This window comes from Bradyrhizobium oligotrophicum S58, assembly GCF_000344805.1.
Lineage (GTDB): Bacteria > Pseudomonadota > Alphaproteobacteria > Rhizobiales > Xanthobacteraceae > Bradyrhizobium > Bradyrhizobium oligotrophicum.
Window position 1 is genome coordinate 5828935 of the sequence record NC_020453.1, and the last position, 15861, is coordinate 5844795.

At 64.7% G+C, this 15861-nt stretch carries 13 protein-coding genes; 7 read left to right on the forward strand and 6 right to left on the reverse strand.

What is annotated here, in order from left to right; translation table 11 throughout:
* The first annotated feature begins 437 nt into the window (after positions 1-437).
* A complete protein-coding gene (locus S58_RS25205) occupies positions 438-1271 on the forward strand; it encodes a formate/nitrite transporter family protein (protein ID WP_015668211.1) in 834 nt (277 codons plus the stop codon).
* Between the two features lie 66 nt (positions 1272-1337).
* Positions 1338-3068, forward strand: a complete 1731-nt coding sequence (locus S58_RS25210; protein ID WP_015668212.1) for a bifunctional protein-serine/threonine kinase/phosphatase — start codon at positions 1338-1340, stop codon at positions 3066-3068.
* A gap of 50 nt (positions 3069-3118) precedes the next feature.
* On the opposite strand, the gene S58_RS25215 is transcribed toward S58_RS25210, so the two are convergent.
* Positions 3119-4033, reverse strand: coding sequence for an intradiol ring-cleavage dioxygenase (locus S58_RS25215; protein WP_015668213.1), 915 nt, complete (start codon positions 4031-4033; stop codon positions 3119-3121).
* Positions 4034-4181: 148 nt separating this feature from the next.
* On the opposite strand from S58_RS25215, the gene S58_RS25220 reads away from it, so the two are divergent.
* Positions 4182-5456, forward strand: a complete 1275-nt coding sequence (locus S58_RS25220; protein WP_015668214.1) for a serine hydrolase domain-containing protein — start codon at positions 4182-4184, stop codon at positions 5454-5456.
* A gap of 245 nt (positions 5457-5701) precedes the next feature.
* Positions 5702-7216 carry a sensor histidine kinase gene (locus S58_RS25225; protein ID WP_015668216.1) on the forward strand — a complete coding sequence of 505 codons (1515 nt, stop codon included), beginning with the start codon at positions 5702-5704 and terminating at the stop codon, positions 7214-7216.
* Positions 7217-7261: 45 nt separating this feature from the next.
* Here the strand turns inward: S58_RS25225 and S58_RS25230 are convergent, their stop codons facing one another.
* On the reverse strand, positions 7262-7996 hold the full coding sequence (locus S58_RS25230) for a cytochrome c biogenesis CcdA family protein (RefSeq protein WP_015668217.1): 735 nt from the start codon (positions 7994-7996) through the stop codon (positions 7262-7264).
* A gap of 323 nt (positions 7997-8319) precedes the next feature.
* Complete coding sequence (locus tag S58_RS25235) at positions 8320-8565, reverse strand: hypothetical protein (protein WP_042340916.1); 246 nt, start codon at positions 8563-8565, stop codon at positions 8320-8322.
* Positions 8566-9080: 515 nt separating this feature from the next.
* On the opposite strand from S58_RS25235, the gene S58_RS25240 reads away from it, so the two are divergent.
* The 3 genes from S58_RS25240 (at position 9081) to S58_RS25250 (ending at position 11974) form a co-directional block, all read left to right on the forward strand.
* Positions 9081-10310, forward strand: coding sequence for a LysR family transcriptional regulator (locus S58_RS25240; protein ID WP_015668219.1), 1230 nt, complete (start codon positions 9081-9083; stop codon positions 10308-10310).
* Positions 10311-10317: 7 nt separating this feature from the next.
* On the forward strand, positions 10318-10713 hold the full coding sequence (locus tag S58_RS25245; protein WP_015668220.1) for a helix-turn-helix domain-containing protein: 396 nt from the start codon (positions 10318-10320) through the stop codon (positions 10711-10713).
* Positions 10714-11155: 442 nt separating this feature from the next.
* Complete coding sequence (locus S58_RS25250) at positions 11156-11974, forward strand: enoyl-CoA hydratase (protein ID WP_042340919.1); 819 nt, start codon at positions 11156-11158, stop codon at positions 11972-11974.
* Here the strand turns inward: S58_RS25250 and S58_RS25255 are convergent.
* The 3 genes from S58_RS25255 to S58_RS25265 form a co-directional block, all read right to left on the reverse strand.
* Complete coding sequence (locus tag S58_RS25255) at positions 11971-13050, reverse strand: isocitrate/isopropylmalate dehydrogenase family protein (RefSeq protein ID WP_015668222.1); 1080 nt, start codon at positions 13048-13050, stop codon at positions 11971-11973. The genes S58_RS25250 and S58_RS25255 overlap by 4 nt on opposite strands.
* Positions 13051-13180: 130 nt before the next feature.
* Positions 13181-14248: an alcohol dehydrogenase gene (locus tag S58_RS25260; RefSeq protein ID WP_015668223.1), complete on the reverse strand. Its 1068-nt coding sequence runs from the start codon at positions 14246-14248 to the stop codon at positions 13181-13183.
* A gap of 233 nt (positions 14249-14481) precedes the next feature.
* Positions 14482-15603 carry a CaiB/BaiF CoA transferase family protein gene (locus tag S58_RS25265; protein ID WP_144058542.1) on the reverse strand — a complete coding sequence of 374 codons (1122 nt, stop codon included), beginning with the start codon at positions 15601-15603 and terminating at the stop codon, positions 14482-14484.
* Between the last annotated feature and the right edge of the window lie 258 nt (positions 15604-15861).

The window sequence follows — 15861 nt, forward strand, 5'->3', positions numbered from 1 at the left end:
CGATCAGAGGCCGGAGGCCGCATCCAAAATTTGCGATTCGCCCACTTTTTGTGCGGCGCACACAAAGTGGGCATGCCGCGGTCGTTCCATGGGCATCAGACCGCCCAAACAGCCCGTCGATGCAGCTGCGGCGGCGACACTCCGACGCAACAACTTGAATTCTCTAGGATTCTTGTTGGCGTCAAATTTTGGCACAGGCGTTGCTTCTAAGCCTTGCAAGTCAACGATGACTGCGGTTCGCCGGACTGTCGACGCCGATGGCGCCTGATCTCCGGGACGGACGCGCGCAAGCGACCGAGGTTTCTCGGCGCTAACGTCGTGACGCCCTTCCCGCATTCGACATCCGATCCGCCTGCCCGTGGCGATGTCCCTTGAGAGCCAGACCTCTCGCAAGGCAGCGCGCAATCTATTCCCGAGAGCAAGCAAAGGACGTTTGAATGTCGTATCTCGCGCCTTCAGAATTCGTGACCAAGATGGTGGACGCAGGCGAGTCCAAGATCTTCATGTCCACTCGCGACACCGTCATCCGCGCCTACATGGCGGGCGCGATCCTGGCGCTCGCCGCCTGGTTCGCCGTCACCATCAACGTCAACACCGGCCAGCCGATCATCGGCGCGCTGCTGTTTCCGGTCGGCTTCTGCATGCTCTATCTGCTCGGTTTCGATCTCCTGACCGGCGTGTTCGTGCTGTCGCCGCTGGCGCTGATCGACAAACGTCCCGGCGTGACTCTCGCAGGCGTGCTGCGCAATTGGGGCCTCGTCTTCATCGGTAACTTCGCGGGGGCGCTGACCGTAGCCTTCATGATGGCATTCGTGACCACGTTCGGCTTCACGCAGGAGCCGGACAAGGTCGGCGCCGTCATCGGCAACATCGGTGAAGGCCGTACGCTGGGCTACGCGGCACACGGCGCCGCCGGCATGGCGACGCTGTTCATCCGCGGCATGCTGTGCAACTGGATGGTCTCCACCGGTGTGGTCGGCGCGATGATCTCGACGACCGTGCCGGGCAAGGTGCTGGCGATGTGGATGCCGATCCTGGTCTTCTTCTACATGGTGTTCGAGCATTCGGTGGTGAACATGTTCCTGTTCCCGTCGGGGCTGATGCTGCATGCGAAGTTCTCGATCATGGACTACCTGGTCTGGAACGAGATCCCGACCGTGCTCGGCAATCTCGTTGGCGGCCTCTCCTTCACCGGCCTGACGCTGTATGCCACCCACATCAGGACGCAGCCGAAGCGCGATGCCAAGATCGCCGCTCGCGCCGCCGCCTGATTTCGTTTCCCCTCGGGAGCCCGTCGCCGATAAGGTCGGGCTCCCTCACTTCGCCCCACAGCCCAGATGCCATTGCGGATCACCATCGGAGCGCATTCCGACAAAGGGCAGAAGCCGGGCAACCAGGACTTCCACGGCGCTCTGATTCCCGATGAGCCGGCGCTCAGCCTGAAAGGCATCGCGATCGCCATCGCCGATGGCATCAGCAGCAGCGAGGTCAGCCACATCGCGAGCGAGTCGGCGGTCAAGAGCTTCCTGACCGACTATTATTGCACGCCGGATGCGTGGTCTGTGAAGACCTCGGCGCAACGCGTGATCACGGCGGCCAACTCATGGCTTTACGCCCAGACCAGGGCCAGCCAATATGCCTATGATCGCGACAAGGGCTATGTCTGTACGCTCAGCGCCATCGTGATCAAGGCGGCCACCGCGCATCTCTTCCATATCGGCGATTGTCGGATCTCACGCCTCGCCGGGCATTCGCTCGAGCAGCTCACCGACGATCATCGCATCGTCATCTCGTCGCAGCAGAGCTATCTCGGGCGCGCGCTCGGGGTCAATCCGCAGGTCGAAATCGATTATCAGGCTGTCAGGATCGAGCGCGGCGACATCTTCGTGCTCGCGACCGACGGCGTTCACGAGCATGTCGGCAAGCGCTTCATCGCCAACGTGTTGAAAGAGAATTCGCACGACCTCGATGAGGCGGCCCGCATCATCGTCGCCGAGGCGCTGGCGCAGGGCAGCGCGGACAATCTCACGATCCAGATCGTACGGATCGACGAGCTCGGCGCCGGCGCTGCCGCCGAGATCCCCGTCCAGGCCGAGCAGCTGCCGACGGCGCCGCTGCTGGACGCGCGGATGATCTTCGAGGGCTACCGGATCGTGCGCGAGATCCATGCCAGCAGCCGCAGCCACATCTATCTGGCCGTCGACGTCGATACGGAGCTCACTGTGGCCATCAAGGTGCCGTCGATCGACCTGCGTGGCGATCCGGCCTATTTGAAGCGTTTCCTGATGGAGGAATGGATCGCGCGGCGCATCGACAACCCGCACGTGCTGAAGGCGATGTCATCGCCGCGTCGCCGCGATCATCTCTACGTCGTCACCGAATTCGTCGAAGGCCAGACCTTGGCACAATGGATGGTCGACCATCCCAAACCCGATCTCGATGTTGTCCGCGACATCATCGAGCAGATCGCTCGGGGGCTGCAGGCGCTGCATCGGAAGGAAATGCTGCACCAGGATCTGCGGCCGCAGAACATCATGATCGACCGGACTGGGACCGTGAAGATCATCGATTTCGGATCGGTGCGTGTCAGCGGCGTGGTCGAGGCCGACCCGGCCGCCGACCACGACAGCATCCTCGGCACCCAGCAGTATACCGCGCCGGAATATTTTCTCGGCGAAGGCGGCACCGAATGGTCCGATCAGTTCTCGCTCGGCGTGATCACCTACCAGATGCTGACGGGGCGACTGCCGTACGGCGCGCAGATGGCGCGCGCAAGAACCCGGGCGCAGTTTCGCAAGGTCCGCTATCTGCCGGCCTCCGGCGATGACCAGGCAATCCCCCTCTGGATCGATGGCGCACTCCGGCGCGCCGTCCATCCCGTTGCCGCCAAACGCTACGAGAGCCTCTCCGAATTCGTCTTCGACCTTCGGCACCCCAATCCCGCCTATGCCGGCGGCGGCCAGACGCCGCTGATCGAGCGGAATCCGCTGTTGTTCTGGAAAGCCACGACTGCGCTGCTCGCGATCGCAGTCGTCATCCTGCTCGCGGCGCGCCACGGCGGCTGGTAGGCGAGCCTGCCGCCCAAGGACCTGCCGCCCAAGGACCTGCCGCCCCAGGATCAGGCGGGTTCAGGCGTGACCGCGCCGAGCGGCTTCGGCGCCACGCCAGCGCCCGGCTTCATGCGGAAATCATAGGTCATCAGGTGCCACGGTCCGACGGCCAGCTTGCCGTCCGGCATCACCGCATCGCTGCGCGGTTCCACCTGGGCGACGAGCTCGTCCTTGACGCCGAAGACCACGTCGCTGTCGAGGTATGCGTCGCCGCCGACGAAGACGTGGGTGATCAGCGGCTCGTGGCCCTTGGCGTCCACCAGGAAATGCACGTGAGCCGGCCGCATCGGATGGCGCTTGGTGCTCACGATCATCTGGCCGACGGGACCGTCCGTCGGGATCGGATAGCTGCACGGCAGGATGGTGCGGAAGAAGAAACGCCCATCGGCATCGGTGAGGAAGCGCGCCCGGGACGACGGACCATCGCTTGCGTAGGAGGGCCGCTGTGAATCATAGAAGCCTTCGTCGTCGGCGTGCCAGACGTCGACAGCCGCGCCTGCAAGCGGTGCGCCGGACAGGTCCGTCACCCGCCCCTGGACGAACATCTTCTCGCCCTTGAGATCGGCCGAAATGTCGGTGCCATGTGGCGTCACCCTGTGCTCGCCGACATAGAACGGACCGAGCACTGTGGTCTCCGTGGCCCCTGCACGCTCCCGGTGATTGACGGCGTCGACCAGCATCGAGACGCCGAGCACGTCGGACAGCAGGATGAACTCCTGCCGGCTTGCGGTGCAGGTCTGGCCGGTGCGGGTCAGGAAGTCGATGGCCGCGCCCCATTCGTCGAACGTGAGATTGGTCTTGCGGACATAGTCGTGCAGCGAGGCCACCAATTCCTGCATGAGGAATTTAACCCGTGGGTCGGGTGTCCCATCGAAGCTCTTGATGACGGCGTCCGTGAGCTCGGCTTCGTTGAATTGCGTCATGGGCAGTCCTCCTGCGGCCGAGGCTACATCAGCCCGGCGGGCGCTGCCATTGGAAGCGGGGCAATTTTCCGCTATCACCGAACTCCCCCGCCTTGCGCGCAAGCCCTCCGCGCGCGGCCACGAAAACCGAACGACAGCGGAGACGCCGATGCTCGCCCCCACTCCCGCCTCGCCCGAGACCGTCGGCATGTCGAAAGCCGCGCTCGACCGCATCGATGCCCATCTGAAGCAGCGCTATGTCGAGGCCGGCCGCTTTCCCGGCACGCAGCTGCTGATCTATCGCCGCGGCAAGATCGTGCATGCGAGCTCGCAGGGCTATGCGGACGTCGAACGCAAGGTGCCGGTCGCGGACGACACGATCTACCGCATCTATTCGATGACCAAGCCGCTCACGTCGGTCGCCTTCATGATGCTGGTCGAGGAAGGCAAGATCGCGCTCGACGAGCCGGTCGCGAAATACATCCCGGAATGGAAGAACCTCGGCGTGTTCGTCGCCGGCACGGCACCCGCTTTCATGACCCGGCCGCCGGCGCGGCCGATGCTGATCGTCGACCTCCTGCGCCACACCTCCGGCCTCACTTATGGCTTTCAGCAGCGCTCGAATGTCGACGCCGCCTATCGCGACGCCAAGATCGGCGCGGTCGAGAAGGCCGGCACGCTGCAGTCGATGATCGATGATCTCGCGCGGATTCCGCTGGAGTTCTCACCGGGCGAGGCCTGGAACTACTCGGTCTCGACCGACGTGATCGGCTATCTCGTCGGCAAGATCGCCGACATGCCGTTCGAGCAATTCCTCAAGGAGCGTATCCTCGATCCGCTCGGCATGACCGACACCGGCTTCCACGTCCCCGCAGCGAAGGCGCACCGGCTGGCGGCCTGCTACTCGGCCGACCCCGGTGGCGCCCTGTCGTTCCACGCTGCCGATCGCAAGGGTGGCCTGACCCTGCAGGACGATCCCGCCACCAGTTCGTTCCTGAGCCCGCCCGCCTTCGTCTCCGGGGGCGGCGGCCTGTGCGCGACCACGGCGGACTATCTGACGTTCTGCCGCGCGCTGCTCAATGGCGGCGAGCTCGGCGGCGTCAGGCTGCTCGGTCCCAAGACGCTGAAGCTGATGACGTCGAACCACCTTCCCGGCGGTGTCGATCTGCCCACGCTGTCGCGCTCGATGTTCGCCGAAGCGGCCTATAACGGGATCGGTTTCGGCCTCGGCTTCTCGGTGACCATGGATCCCGCGAAGACGCTGATTGCCGGCAGCGCCGGGGAATATGCCTGGGGCGGCGCGGCCTCCACCGCGTTCTGGATCGACCCGGCCGAGGACCTGATCACGATCTTCATGACCCAGGTGCTGCCGTCGAGCGCCTATCCGATCCGGCGCGAGCTGCGCACGATGGTGTATGCGGCCATCACCGAGAGCAACGTGTAGGCGCCGCGCGGGCGGCGAAGCCGATCAGGGAACCGGACCCGGCGCACCATGCGCTTGGCGCACGCGCGCCGTTCTCCTATGCTGACAGTGATGTGAACGGCTGCAACCGCAGCGCCGTTGCGGACGCCGCCGCGCGCGCCTGCTATGCTCCGGCCGCAGACGGTCGACGCTGCCCTCCTGCACATTCCCTCGCCCGGCCCGGCACGGTGCGCAGGGATCAAGAAACGCATCTCAAAGGGACATCAGTGCCAAAGCTCTCCCTGCCGGTCCGGCTTGCTCTCCTGGTCGCAGGGACGACGCTGCCGCTCATCTTGTTCGCGGGCGGGATCGTCTTCCACAACTACATGCAGGACCGCAGCGACGCGCGGCAGCGCGTGCTGGAGACGGCGCGCAGCATCCGACTGACGCTCGATGCGGAAATGCAGCGCATGACCGGCGGCGTCCAGGTCCTGGCGCTCACCGATGCCCTGAAGACCGGTGACTTCGAGCGTTTCCGACCGATCGCAATGGGCTTCCTCGAGCAGTACGGCAAGAACGGCGCGATCGTGGTCGCCGACCGCAGCGGGCACCAATTGTTCTCGTCGGCGACGACGGAGACGGCGCAGCTGCCGCCGCGCAACAACCGCGAGATCACCGCGCGTGTGTTCGAGACCCGGCAGCCGCAATACTCCGACCTCTTCTTTGGCGTGGTGAAGAAGAGCCTGATCGTCACCGTGGAGGTTCCGGTCTTTCGCGGCGATGAGGTCGTCTACGACATCTCGTTCAGCCCGCCGATCGAGATGTTCCAGACCATTCTGGAAAAGCAGCGACTGAGCGCCGACTGGACATTGTCGCTGCTCGACCGCCAGGCGACGGTGTTCGCGCGCGTGCCCAATCCGGCCGAGACGGTCGGCAAGAAAGCCTCGCCGTCAGCCTATGATCGCATGATCCGCGAACAGGAGGCGACGCTGTCGAGCCTGTCGCTCGAAGGCGTGCCGCTGCTGTCGAGCTTCACACGCTCGACCGTGACCGGCTGGATCATCGGTGCCGGCATCACCGAGAATTCGCTGGTCGCACCGCTGTGGCGCAACCTCGCCATCACCAGCCTGATCGGCGGCATCATGCTGGCGATCGGCCTCGCCTTCGCGGTACGGATGGCGACGACGATCGCGCGCGCCGAGATGTTGCACGATCTCCTGATCGAGGAGCTCAACCATCGGGTCAAGAACACGCTGGCGATCCTGCAGGCGATCGCAGTCCAGACCTTCCGCAGCGCCAGCCGTCCCGAGCGCGAGAAATTCGAGGGCCGGCTCGGAGCACTCGCCGAAGCACACAATCTTCTCAGCATGGAGAAATGGCAGGGCTCCGAACTCGAGGACGTGATCGGACGCGTGCTCAAGCCGTACCGGCTGAACAGTCCCGATCGGATCAGGATCTCCGGCCCGAAGGTCGCGCTGTCGCCGCGACTGGCCGTCGTGCTGTCGATGATCATCCACGAGATCGCGACCAATGCAGCCAAATACGGCGCGCTCTCCAACGACGCCGGCACTGTCGATCTGTCCTGGGAATTCACGCAGGGCGATACGGCCAAGAAGCTGCCGGGCCGTCTTCGGCTGGTGTGGCAGGAAACCGGCGGCCCGATCGTATCAGCGCCGATCCAACGCGGCTTCGGCTCCCGCCTGATCGAGCGCAGCGCGCGCGATCAGCTCGGCGGCGAGGCCACTGTCGACTTCCTGCCGCCGGGCGTCGTCTACTCCATCAGCTTCGAGCTCGACGAGTGACGCGACTTGGAAAGCTTTCTTTGCAGTCCGTCTTGGCAGCGCGCCTCAGCCAAACCTCTGCAGCACCGGAAAGGTCTCGAGCAGCCAGATGCTGAAGGTCGAGACCGCGCCGGTCAGAAAGCCGATGCCGGTGACGACCATCAGCACGCCCATCGCGCGCTCGACGTTCACGAGGTGGCCGCGCATCCTCATGAACAGCGCCGAGAACTGCTCGATCATGAAGGCCGCGACCAGGAACGGAATGCCGAGGCCGGCGGAGTAGACCGCGAGCAGGCCGGCTCCCTTGGCGACCGTCGACTCGGCGGCGGCGATCGAGAGGATCGCGGCCAGGATCGGACCGATGCAGGGCGTCCAGCCGAAGGCGAAGGCCAGCCCCATGACGTAGGCGCCCCACAGGCCGACCGGCTTCGGAATCGGCAGCCGCCCCTCGCGCATCAGCAGCGCGATCCGGGTCATGCCGAGGAAATGCAGGCCCATGATGATGATGACGATGCCGGCAAGGATCGACAGCTGCTCCGACCAGGCGCGGATGAAGCCGCCGATCAGGGACGCGCTGGCGCCGAGCATCACGAACACGGTGGAGAACCCCAGCACGAACAGGGCGGCGGAGATCATCACCGCACGGCGCGATGCCGCCGGCGGCTCCTCGCTCTCGATGTGCTCGATCGTGGCGCCGGTGAGATACACCAGATAGGGCGGGACCAGCGGCAGGACGCAGGGCGACAGAAAACTGACAAGGCCAGCAATGAATGCCGCCGGAATCGATACGTTCTGAATCATGCAAGTCCCGCAATACGCCCCTTGAGCGGCGTCCTGACGCCGGGGCACGATGCTTCATGCCGCCGATACGGGAAATAGGCAACAGAAGCGCCGAAGTTACGGCCGACGCTCGCCGCCGCCGGCTTCCAGGCGCAACAGAAACCGAAACGGGCCAAGATCTCGAAATTTGCGGGCGCGGCGCGCGATCAGGGACGGTTCTCGCTGATTGCAGCCTGCTATCTCGGGGGCTCGCGCGGCGCGCCCGCGGGACGGCGTCATCCTCACTGCGATCACGACAGATCACAAATGCGCGAAATGCACCTTTGTGCGCATAACGAACCGTGCTATTTGACGACTCGCAGCAGGGGCTGGCGGCGCTGACCGGGCTGCAGCTTCGGATCGCGCAGCTTGTCAGGGTTGTCAGCTTGAACCATCTCGTCGCAAAGCGCCTTCAGATCGTCTTCGCTCAGACGGTTCAACTTCATGCGCAGATCGAGGATGGCGACGGACACCAAGTGCGCCGATTCGCGATTGCCGGTCGCCGCAAGCGTCGCGCGGCACTGCTCCAGAGACGCGAGCACAGCAAGCATTTGTTCGTCTGAATTGGCCACGAGCATCGTTCCGTTCTAGCGTGCGACGAAATGGAGCCGAGCAAGTCCCGACTCGCAGATGGCTTCCAAATACGTCATATCGTTGCTTCCCTGCGCGCTCCCCATACGGCTCTGACGCGCCTTTCGACCAGCGCTACGGTCGGCTCGCCGATGTCCCGAGACGGGCCCGTGCGAAGACGAATCGTCGAACCCTAGCATTCGATCAGTCAGCGTCGTCATCCGTTCATCAAGATAGCATGACACGCGACCATCTTCGAATACCATTTCACGGTGGTTGAAGCAAAAACCATCGATGTTCTGCCCGATTCGCGCTAAGCGTGTCCTCGTCATACCTTGTGTGTTCTCCCGCGCGGCCGCGGGTGGTATGACCATGCTGCAGAGGATGGAAGCCGGAAGACTCATCTCGAACGTCAATGTCTCAACCAATCTATGGCATCGAACCAGCCATGTTCCGTAATTTATCGGTATCACTCTAGCAGGCGGAGCGAGCTTGTATGCGCGTTGCGGCGGAACGGGGCGTTCCTCAGAAGGAACGCCAAGAGGTAGCCGAGTCCAGTGCGACGCTGGCTCCGGCCGCGCATGGCGATTCACCTGCCGCTGTCGGAACGGATGCCGAGCCGGTCAGAGATGGTGGCCGCGACAGCGGCGCGAGCTCGCCGACGAGCAAGCAGGCTGCGCGCGCCACGACGGGCCGCACAGTTCCCGCCAAGGCGTCCATCAACAAATCGGCGCTGGCAAGCCTGACCGACTGGGACGCCGCGCGGATCTTTCTCGAGGTCGTGCGGGCCGGCAGCTTCCGCTCTGCAGCCGAACGCCTTACGCTCTGGATCAATGCCGTCCGGCGCCGCATCGATGATTTCGAGCGGCAGATCGGCGCGACGTTGTTCACGCGCGACGTTCACGGCGCGCGCCTGACCGACGAAGGCGCGCTGGTCGTGTCTGCGGTCGAGCGCATGGAAGCGGCGTCGTTCGAGCTGCTGCGTGCGGGCGACGGTCTCGCGAGCGCTGCATCGGGTGAAGTCCGCGTGGCCGTGACCGAAGGACTGGGCACCTTCTGGCTCGCCCCCCGGCTGGTCGAGTTTCAGCAGAGCTTCCCGAACGTCATGGTCGACCTGTACTGCGCGATGCGCTCGGCCGACGTGTCGCGTCACGAGGCCGACGTTGCGATCCACCTGTCGCGGCCGGCGGCGCTCGACGTCAAGCTGGTCAGGCTCGGGCGCATGCATCTGATGTGCTTTGCGAGCGAGAAATATCTCGAAGCGTATGGCGTCCCAAGGTCGATCGACGAGCTGCTGAAGCACCGCCTGGTGCTGCAGGTGGCCGACGAGGCTGCGGCGAACGCCGCTTTCGCGACCATCTTTCCCGGCTTCGAGCAGCGGGAGCTGATCGCGATGACCACCAACGTCTCCAGCGCCAATTATTGGGCGGTCGCCCACGGCGCCGGTATCGGGGTCTTCCCAACCTATGCGAGTGCTCTCGGCGGGAAGATCATACCCCTGGAGGTTGATCTGAAATGGTCCTACGATATCTGGCTGTCATATCATGCCACCACCGGACGCATCCCTAGGGTGCGCCACATGATCGACTGGCTCGTGGAGGCTTTTAACCCTGGCAAATACCCGTGGTTTAAAGACGAATTCATTCATCCACAGCAACTTAAAACAGTATATATGGGTGAACCCCTGACCCATCTATTCGGGGGATTTCCGACGGAAGGACGGTAAAATCAGTATGAATAAATCAGCGGCAAAGAAGATGAAGCAGCGCAGTGCGGGCAAGCCCGACATTGAGCTTGGCAAGCGAATTCGCCTGCGGCGTGTAGAGCAGAAGATTTCGCAGGCAGAGCTGGGCGAAAAGCTGGGCGTGAGCTTCCAGCAGGTCCAGAAGTACGAGAAGGGCGTCAACCGTGTCGGCGCTGCGCGTCTGCAGCAGATCGCCACCGCGCTCGACGTGCCCGTGACGTTCTTCTACGACGGCGACAGCAAGGCCCGTGAGGTCGAAAGCCTCCTGTTCCTGGACTCAGCCTTCAGCCTGCGGTTGCTGCGCGCCTACAGCAAGATCAAGGACCAGACGGTGCAACGTCAGCTGGTGTCCTTGATGGAATCGATCGCAGCGAACGAAGAATAGGCCAGAGAATAGGCCGGGCCGTCTGTTCACTCAGACAGGCCTGTCTCGTGATGGGTATGGGCCATCTTCGCTCGAGGGCGCAACTTGGGGGCGCCAGGCGCTCAGCCAGCTCGGGCGAGTTCACTGGCCTTCAGGCCGATCGATCGGTGCGGCCGGCACGCCGGCTCTGCTCGTCCGCCCAGCAACGGCTGCGCGGTCCGGGCTCCTGTCACCTCTATCCTGCCCTCTCTGCCGTCATAGGAAGTGGCGGCACGCTGGCCAATGCGTGCTGAACACCGCCGACACGCTGCGGACCTCGCGGTCCGCTCGCGCGCGTTCGTTCGTCTCCAGGATCGCCCGCCTCGACGGCGTCGTTCATGCGCGGCTCGAGGCCCGATCTCGCGTTGACGGCGCACCGGGCACGGTGAACGATGGGCCGCCTGCCCTCCCGCCACGGTTTGCCATGCCCCTCACGTCCGCACCTCCGACCGCCTTTGCCGAGGGTAAGATCCTCATGACGGTCGATGATCGGGTCGGGATCATCACCTTCAACAATCCCGACAAGCGCAACGCGATGTCGCTGGAGATGTGGGAGGGGCTCGGCCAGGCACTGGTCGCTCTGCGCGACGATGCCGACATCCGGGTCGTGGTGCTGACCGGGGCGGGCGACAAGGCCTTCGTGTCCGGCGCCGACATCAGCCAGTTCGAGCAGAGCCGCCACAACGCCGCTGCTTCCGAGGACTATGCCCGGAAGAGCAGCGCCCAGCGGGCGCTGCTCGCCGACTATCCCAAGCCGACCCTCGCCTGCGTCCGCGGCTTTTGCCTCGGCGGTGGCCTGCAGATCGCGATGCTGACCGACATGCGCTTCGCGTCGGAGGACAGCCAGTTCGGCATCCCCGCCGCGAGGCTCGGCATCGCCTATGGCTATGACGGGCTGCGCAACCTGGTGGCTCTGGTCGGCCCCTCACAGGCGCGGCTCCTGCTCTATACGGGCCTGCGGATCGACGCCGCGGAGGCGCTGCGGATCGGCCTTGTCGATCGGATGATGGCCAATGACGAGCTGCTGCCGGCTACGCTCGACATCGCCCGCACGATCGCGGGCAACGCCCCGCTGGCGGTGCAGGCCGCCAAGATCACCATCGCCGAGGTGCTGAAGGACGAGAGCCACCGCGACCTGGCGGCGATCAGGCGGATCGGCGACGCCTGCATGGATTCGGAAGATTTCCGCGAGGGCCGCCGCGCCTTCATGGAGAAGCGCAAGCCGGCCTTCAAGGGACGCTAAAGCGCGTCCAGCACCGCCCTGGTCACATCCACCGTGCCGGCGCTGCCGCCGAACTCGAACGGCTTGAGGCCTGACGCATAGACCTTGTCGACCGCCTGCTCGATCCGCTGGGCCGCCTCGGCCGCTCCCTCGATGCCGCTGACGTCTGCCAGCCAATCCAGCATCATCGCGGCCGACAGGATCATCGCGGTCGGGTTGGCCTTGCCCTGCCCCATGATGTCGGGCGCGGTGCCGTGGCAGGGCTGGAACACGGCATGCGTATCGCCGATGTCGGCCGAGGGCGCCATGCCCATGCCGCCGACGAGACCAGCGGCGAGATCGGACAGGATGTCGCCAAACATGTTCTCGGTGACCAGGACGTCGAAATCCCACGGGCGCTTCACCAGCATCAGGGCGCAGGCGTCGATGTAGAGGCGGTCCGTCTTCACGTCCGGATGAAGTTGAGCGACCTCGTCGAAGATCTTGCGGAAGTAGGCGAAAGCCTTGAACACGTTGGCTTTGTCGACGCAGGCTAAAGTGCCGGAGCGGCCGCGTGCCTTGCGCCGCGCCGCCAGCTTGAAGGAGAAGTTGAAGAGCCGCTCGGAGGTCTTGCGCGTGATCACCAGCGTCTCGCGCGCCTCTTCATGTGTCACCACACCTTTGCCCATCGAGGCGAACAGGCCCTCGGTCGACTCGCGGATGACGACGAAGTCGATGCCGCGTTCGGCGGCGCCGACGATCGGGCTCGGCACGCCCGGGATCAGCCGCGCCGGGCGCACCCCGGCATAGAGATCGAAATGGAAGCGCAGCTCGATCTGCGGTGCGATCTCGGTGTTGTCGGGGTAGCGCACCGACGGCAGGCCGCAGGCGCCGAGCAGGATCGCGTCGGCCTCTTCGCACAGCCGGATCGTTGAGTCGGCGATCGACACGCCGGTCGCGAGATAGTTGTTGGCGCCGGCCTGGGCTTCCGTGAAGCGGAACGACAGGCCGGCTTTGGCCTCGACCTTGCGCAACACCTCGAGCGCCGGCGCCATCACCTCCGGCCCGATGCCGTCGCCGGGGAGAACTGCAATGTGGAGTGCGTTGGTGGAGGGCATGCTTTTTCTTCGTCACACGAGGGATTTGACGCCGTCATTGCGAGCGAAGCGAAGCAATCCAGGGCCCAGGTTGAGACTCTGGATTGCTTCGTCGCTTCGCTCCTCGCAATGACGATGGAGTGGGTGTGTCCTACGGCGTTAGCACGGCGCGGCCGACCAACTGGCCCTTCTGCAACTCGTGCAGCGCGTCGTTGGCCTTGGCGAGCGGCATCGGGGTGACCGGGATCGAAGGGATGTGCTTGGTCCGGACGAGGTCGAGCAGCTCCTTCGTCTCGCGGAGATTGCCGACATAGCTGCCCTGGATCGTGACCGCCTTGATCGGAATGAGCGGCAAGGCCCAGGGCGCGCCGCCGCCGAACAGGCCGACCATGACGAGCTTGCCGCCTTTGGTCAGGCAGTCGAAGCCGAGCTGCGCGGTGGCCGGATTGCCGACCAGGTCGATCACGGCCCGGATCGGCTCGCCCGCCGCCTTGGCCAGTTGCTCCAGCGCGTCCGGCGCCTTGCCGTCGACGGCGGCGAGCGCGCCAGCCGCGAGTGCTGCCTCACGCTTGCGCGCATCGATGTCGACGACGATCGCCCCCTTGCCGCCCATTGCCTTGAGCAGCGACAGCGCCATCAAACCCAGACCACCGGCGCCGAAGATCACGATCGGCGAGTCGAAATCCTTCTCGACCTTCTTGAGCGCGCTGTAGGTGGTGACGCCCGAGCAGGCATAAGGAGCGGTCGTGACCGGATCGAGCCCTTTGAGATCGATCAGATGGCGCGGATGCGGCACCGTCATGTGGTCGGCATAGCCGCCGTCGCAATAGACGCCGAGCGAGGCCGGCTTCAGGCACATGTTCTCGTCACCCGCGAGGCACGTCGCGCATGTGCCGCAGCCGATCCAGGGATAGACCAAAGCGACATCGCCGACCTTCAGCCCGCCTTTTTCGACCTCGGTAACTTCGGGCCCGAACGCCACGATCTCGCCGGCGCTCTCATGTCCCATGGTCCGCGGCAGCGACACACCGCGGTCCTTCAAGGACAGCGGCTTGCGGCCGTGGCCGAGATCGTAGCCGCCTTCCCAGATGTGCAGGTCGCTATGGCAGACGCCGGCCGCCTTGACCTTGATCAGCACCTGCTTGCCGAACGGCTGCGGCGTCGGCTCGTCGACCTCGGTCAGCGGCGCATTGAAATCGGTGACCTTGAAGCTCTTCATGCTCTCACTCCCGTGGTCCGGTGCTGGCGGGACCGGACGGCGCCATGACGGGACGAACGGGCGACGGCTGCGCACGGCAACGGTGCCTCGACAGATCCTCCCGGCATGGGCGCGTCCGGCTGGTCCGGACTGTTCTTGCGACCTCGCGACATTGGCCGGAAACGCGCGGAGCGGCAAGGCTTCGCGCGGCACTGGCGATCATGGCTGCCCTGCAGCCTTTTGTCTCAGCGAACTCAGCGCTTTGTCAGCTCGATTGCACCGACCTCCTGAAGCACATCCGCAGTGTGCTCACCCAGGCTCGCAGCCCGTGCGCCGGCGGCGACTTTTGCCCCCGACATCCGAAACGGCTGATTGACGACCTTGAAGCCGCCGGCCGCATCCTCGACGTCTGCGAGCGCGCCGCGATGCGCGATCTGAGGATCCGCAAGCGCTTCGGCGACGCTGCGATAGGCCGAGCTCGGCACCCCGCCTGCGTTCAGGGCATCCAGGCATTCGGCGACGCCGAGCGGGCGCGACCAGGCTTCGACGCCCTCCATGAGCTCGCCCCAGTTTGCCCGCCTGTCGGAATATTTCGCAAACCTGTCGTCGCTCACCCAGTCCGGATGGCCGATCACCGTCATCAGGTTTTGGAAGGTCTTCTCGCTGGCGATCGCGATCATGACATAGCCATCGCGGCACTCCGCCGGACCGAAGGTCGGCCGCGATGGCTGTGCGACCGGAAATTGCGACCACTGCGTCTCGTTCAGGGTCAGGCTCAGCATCGACTCCAGCATCGAGCAGTCGACGTGCTGGCCCCGTCCCGACCGCTCGCGCTGGTACAGAGCGGAGGCGATGGCGCCGAACGCGTAGGTCCCGGTCACGACGTCGGCGTGATAGATGCCGCAATAGTCCGGCCGGCTGCGGTCGGGCTGGTAGGCCAGATGCGCCATGTCGTAGCCGGAGGCGGCATGGATCACCGGCGCATAGGCCGGGAGTTCCGCCGACGGGCCGGTCTGGCCATAGCCGGAGATCGAGCAGTAGATCAGACGGGGGTTCCACCCGCCGCCGAGGGTTGCGTAGTCGAGACCGAGCCGCTGCATCACGCCGGGCCGGAAATTCTCGACCACGACGTCAGCCGTAGCAGCCAGCCAACGCGCCGCTTCGACACCCTCGCGCGATTTGAGATCGAGCACGACGCTCTTCTTGCCGACGTTGAGCTGGCCGAAGGCCGTCGAACAACCACCGCGGATCGGCAGCCGGGTGCGCATGGTTTCACCTTCGGCTGACTCGATCTTGATCACCTCCGCCCCCATATCAGCAAGCATGCGGGCACAGTGCGGGCCGGCGATGGTGGTCGAGAAGTCGAGGACGCGCAGTCCTTCGAAGCATCCTGTCAAACGGCTCTCATCGTTTCCCACTAGACTCACCCTGGCAGCTCCCTGGTTTGGACTCTTCTCGCTTGGCACAGAGGCCAAAAGGTCCGCTTTGCCGTCGCAGATTCACGAAGCGTAAGCCATCGACGGCGGTGCGCCTCGTTTCTAGATCGAACCATTCGATGCTGAAAGCGTTTCGCCTCGCGCCGCGATGCGGCAACGCTTTCGTTGATATTCACATTTGGACCTTTTCTTGCATAG

Excerpts from the sequence above, each read along its gene's own strand:
- S58_RS25205 (WP_015668211.1), top strand. The coding sequence starts at position 438 with ATGTCGTATCTCGCGCCTTCAGAATTCGTGACCAAGATGGTGGACGCA.
- S58_RS25210 (WP_015668212.1), top strand. The coding sequence starts at position 1,338 with ATGCCATTGCGGATCACCATCGGAGCGCATTCCGACAAAGGGCAGAAG.
- S58_RS25215 (WP_015668213.1), bottom strand. The coding sequence starts at position 4,033 with ATGACGCAATTCAACGAAGCCGAGCTCACGGACGCCGTCATCAAGAGC.
- S58_RS25220 (WP_015668214.1), top strand. The coding sequence starts at position 4,182 with ATGCTCGCCCCCACTCCCGCCTCGCCCGAGACCGTCGGCATGTCGAAA.
- S58_RS25230 (WP_015668217.1), bottom strand. The coding sequence starts at position 7,996 with ATGATTCAGAACGTATCGATTCCGGCGGCATTCATTGCTGGCCTTGTC.
- S58_RS25235 (WP_042340916.1), bottom strand. The coding sequence starts at position 8,565 with ATGCTTGCTGTGCTCGCGTCTCTGGAGCAGTGCCGCGCGACGCTTGCG.
- S58_RS25240 (WP_015668219.1), top strand. The coding sequence starts at position 9,081 with ATGCGCGTTGCGGCGGAACGGGGCGTTCCTCAGAAGGAACGCCAAGAG.
- S58_RS25245 (WP_015668220.1), top strand. The coding sequence starts at position 10,318 with ATGAATAAATCAGCGGCAAAGAAGATGAAGCAGCGCAGTGCGGGCAAG.
- S58_RS25250 (WP_042340919.1), top strand. The coding sequence starts at position 11,156 with ATGCCCCTCACGTCCGCACCTCCGACCGCCTTTGCCGAGGGTAAGATC.
- S58_RS25255 (WP_015668222.1), bottom strand. The coding sequence starts at position 13,050 with ATGCCCTCCACCAACGCACTCCACATTGCAGTTCTCCCCGGCGACGGC.
- S58_RS25260 (WP_015668223.1), bottom strand. The coding sequence starts at position 14,248 with ATGAAGAGCTTCAAGGTCACCGATTTCAATGCGCCGCTGACCGAGGTC.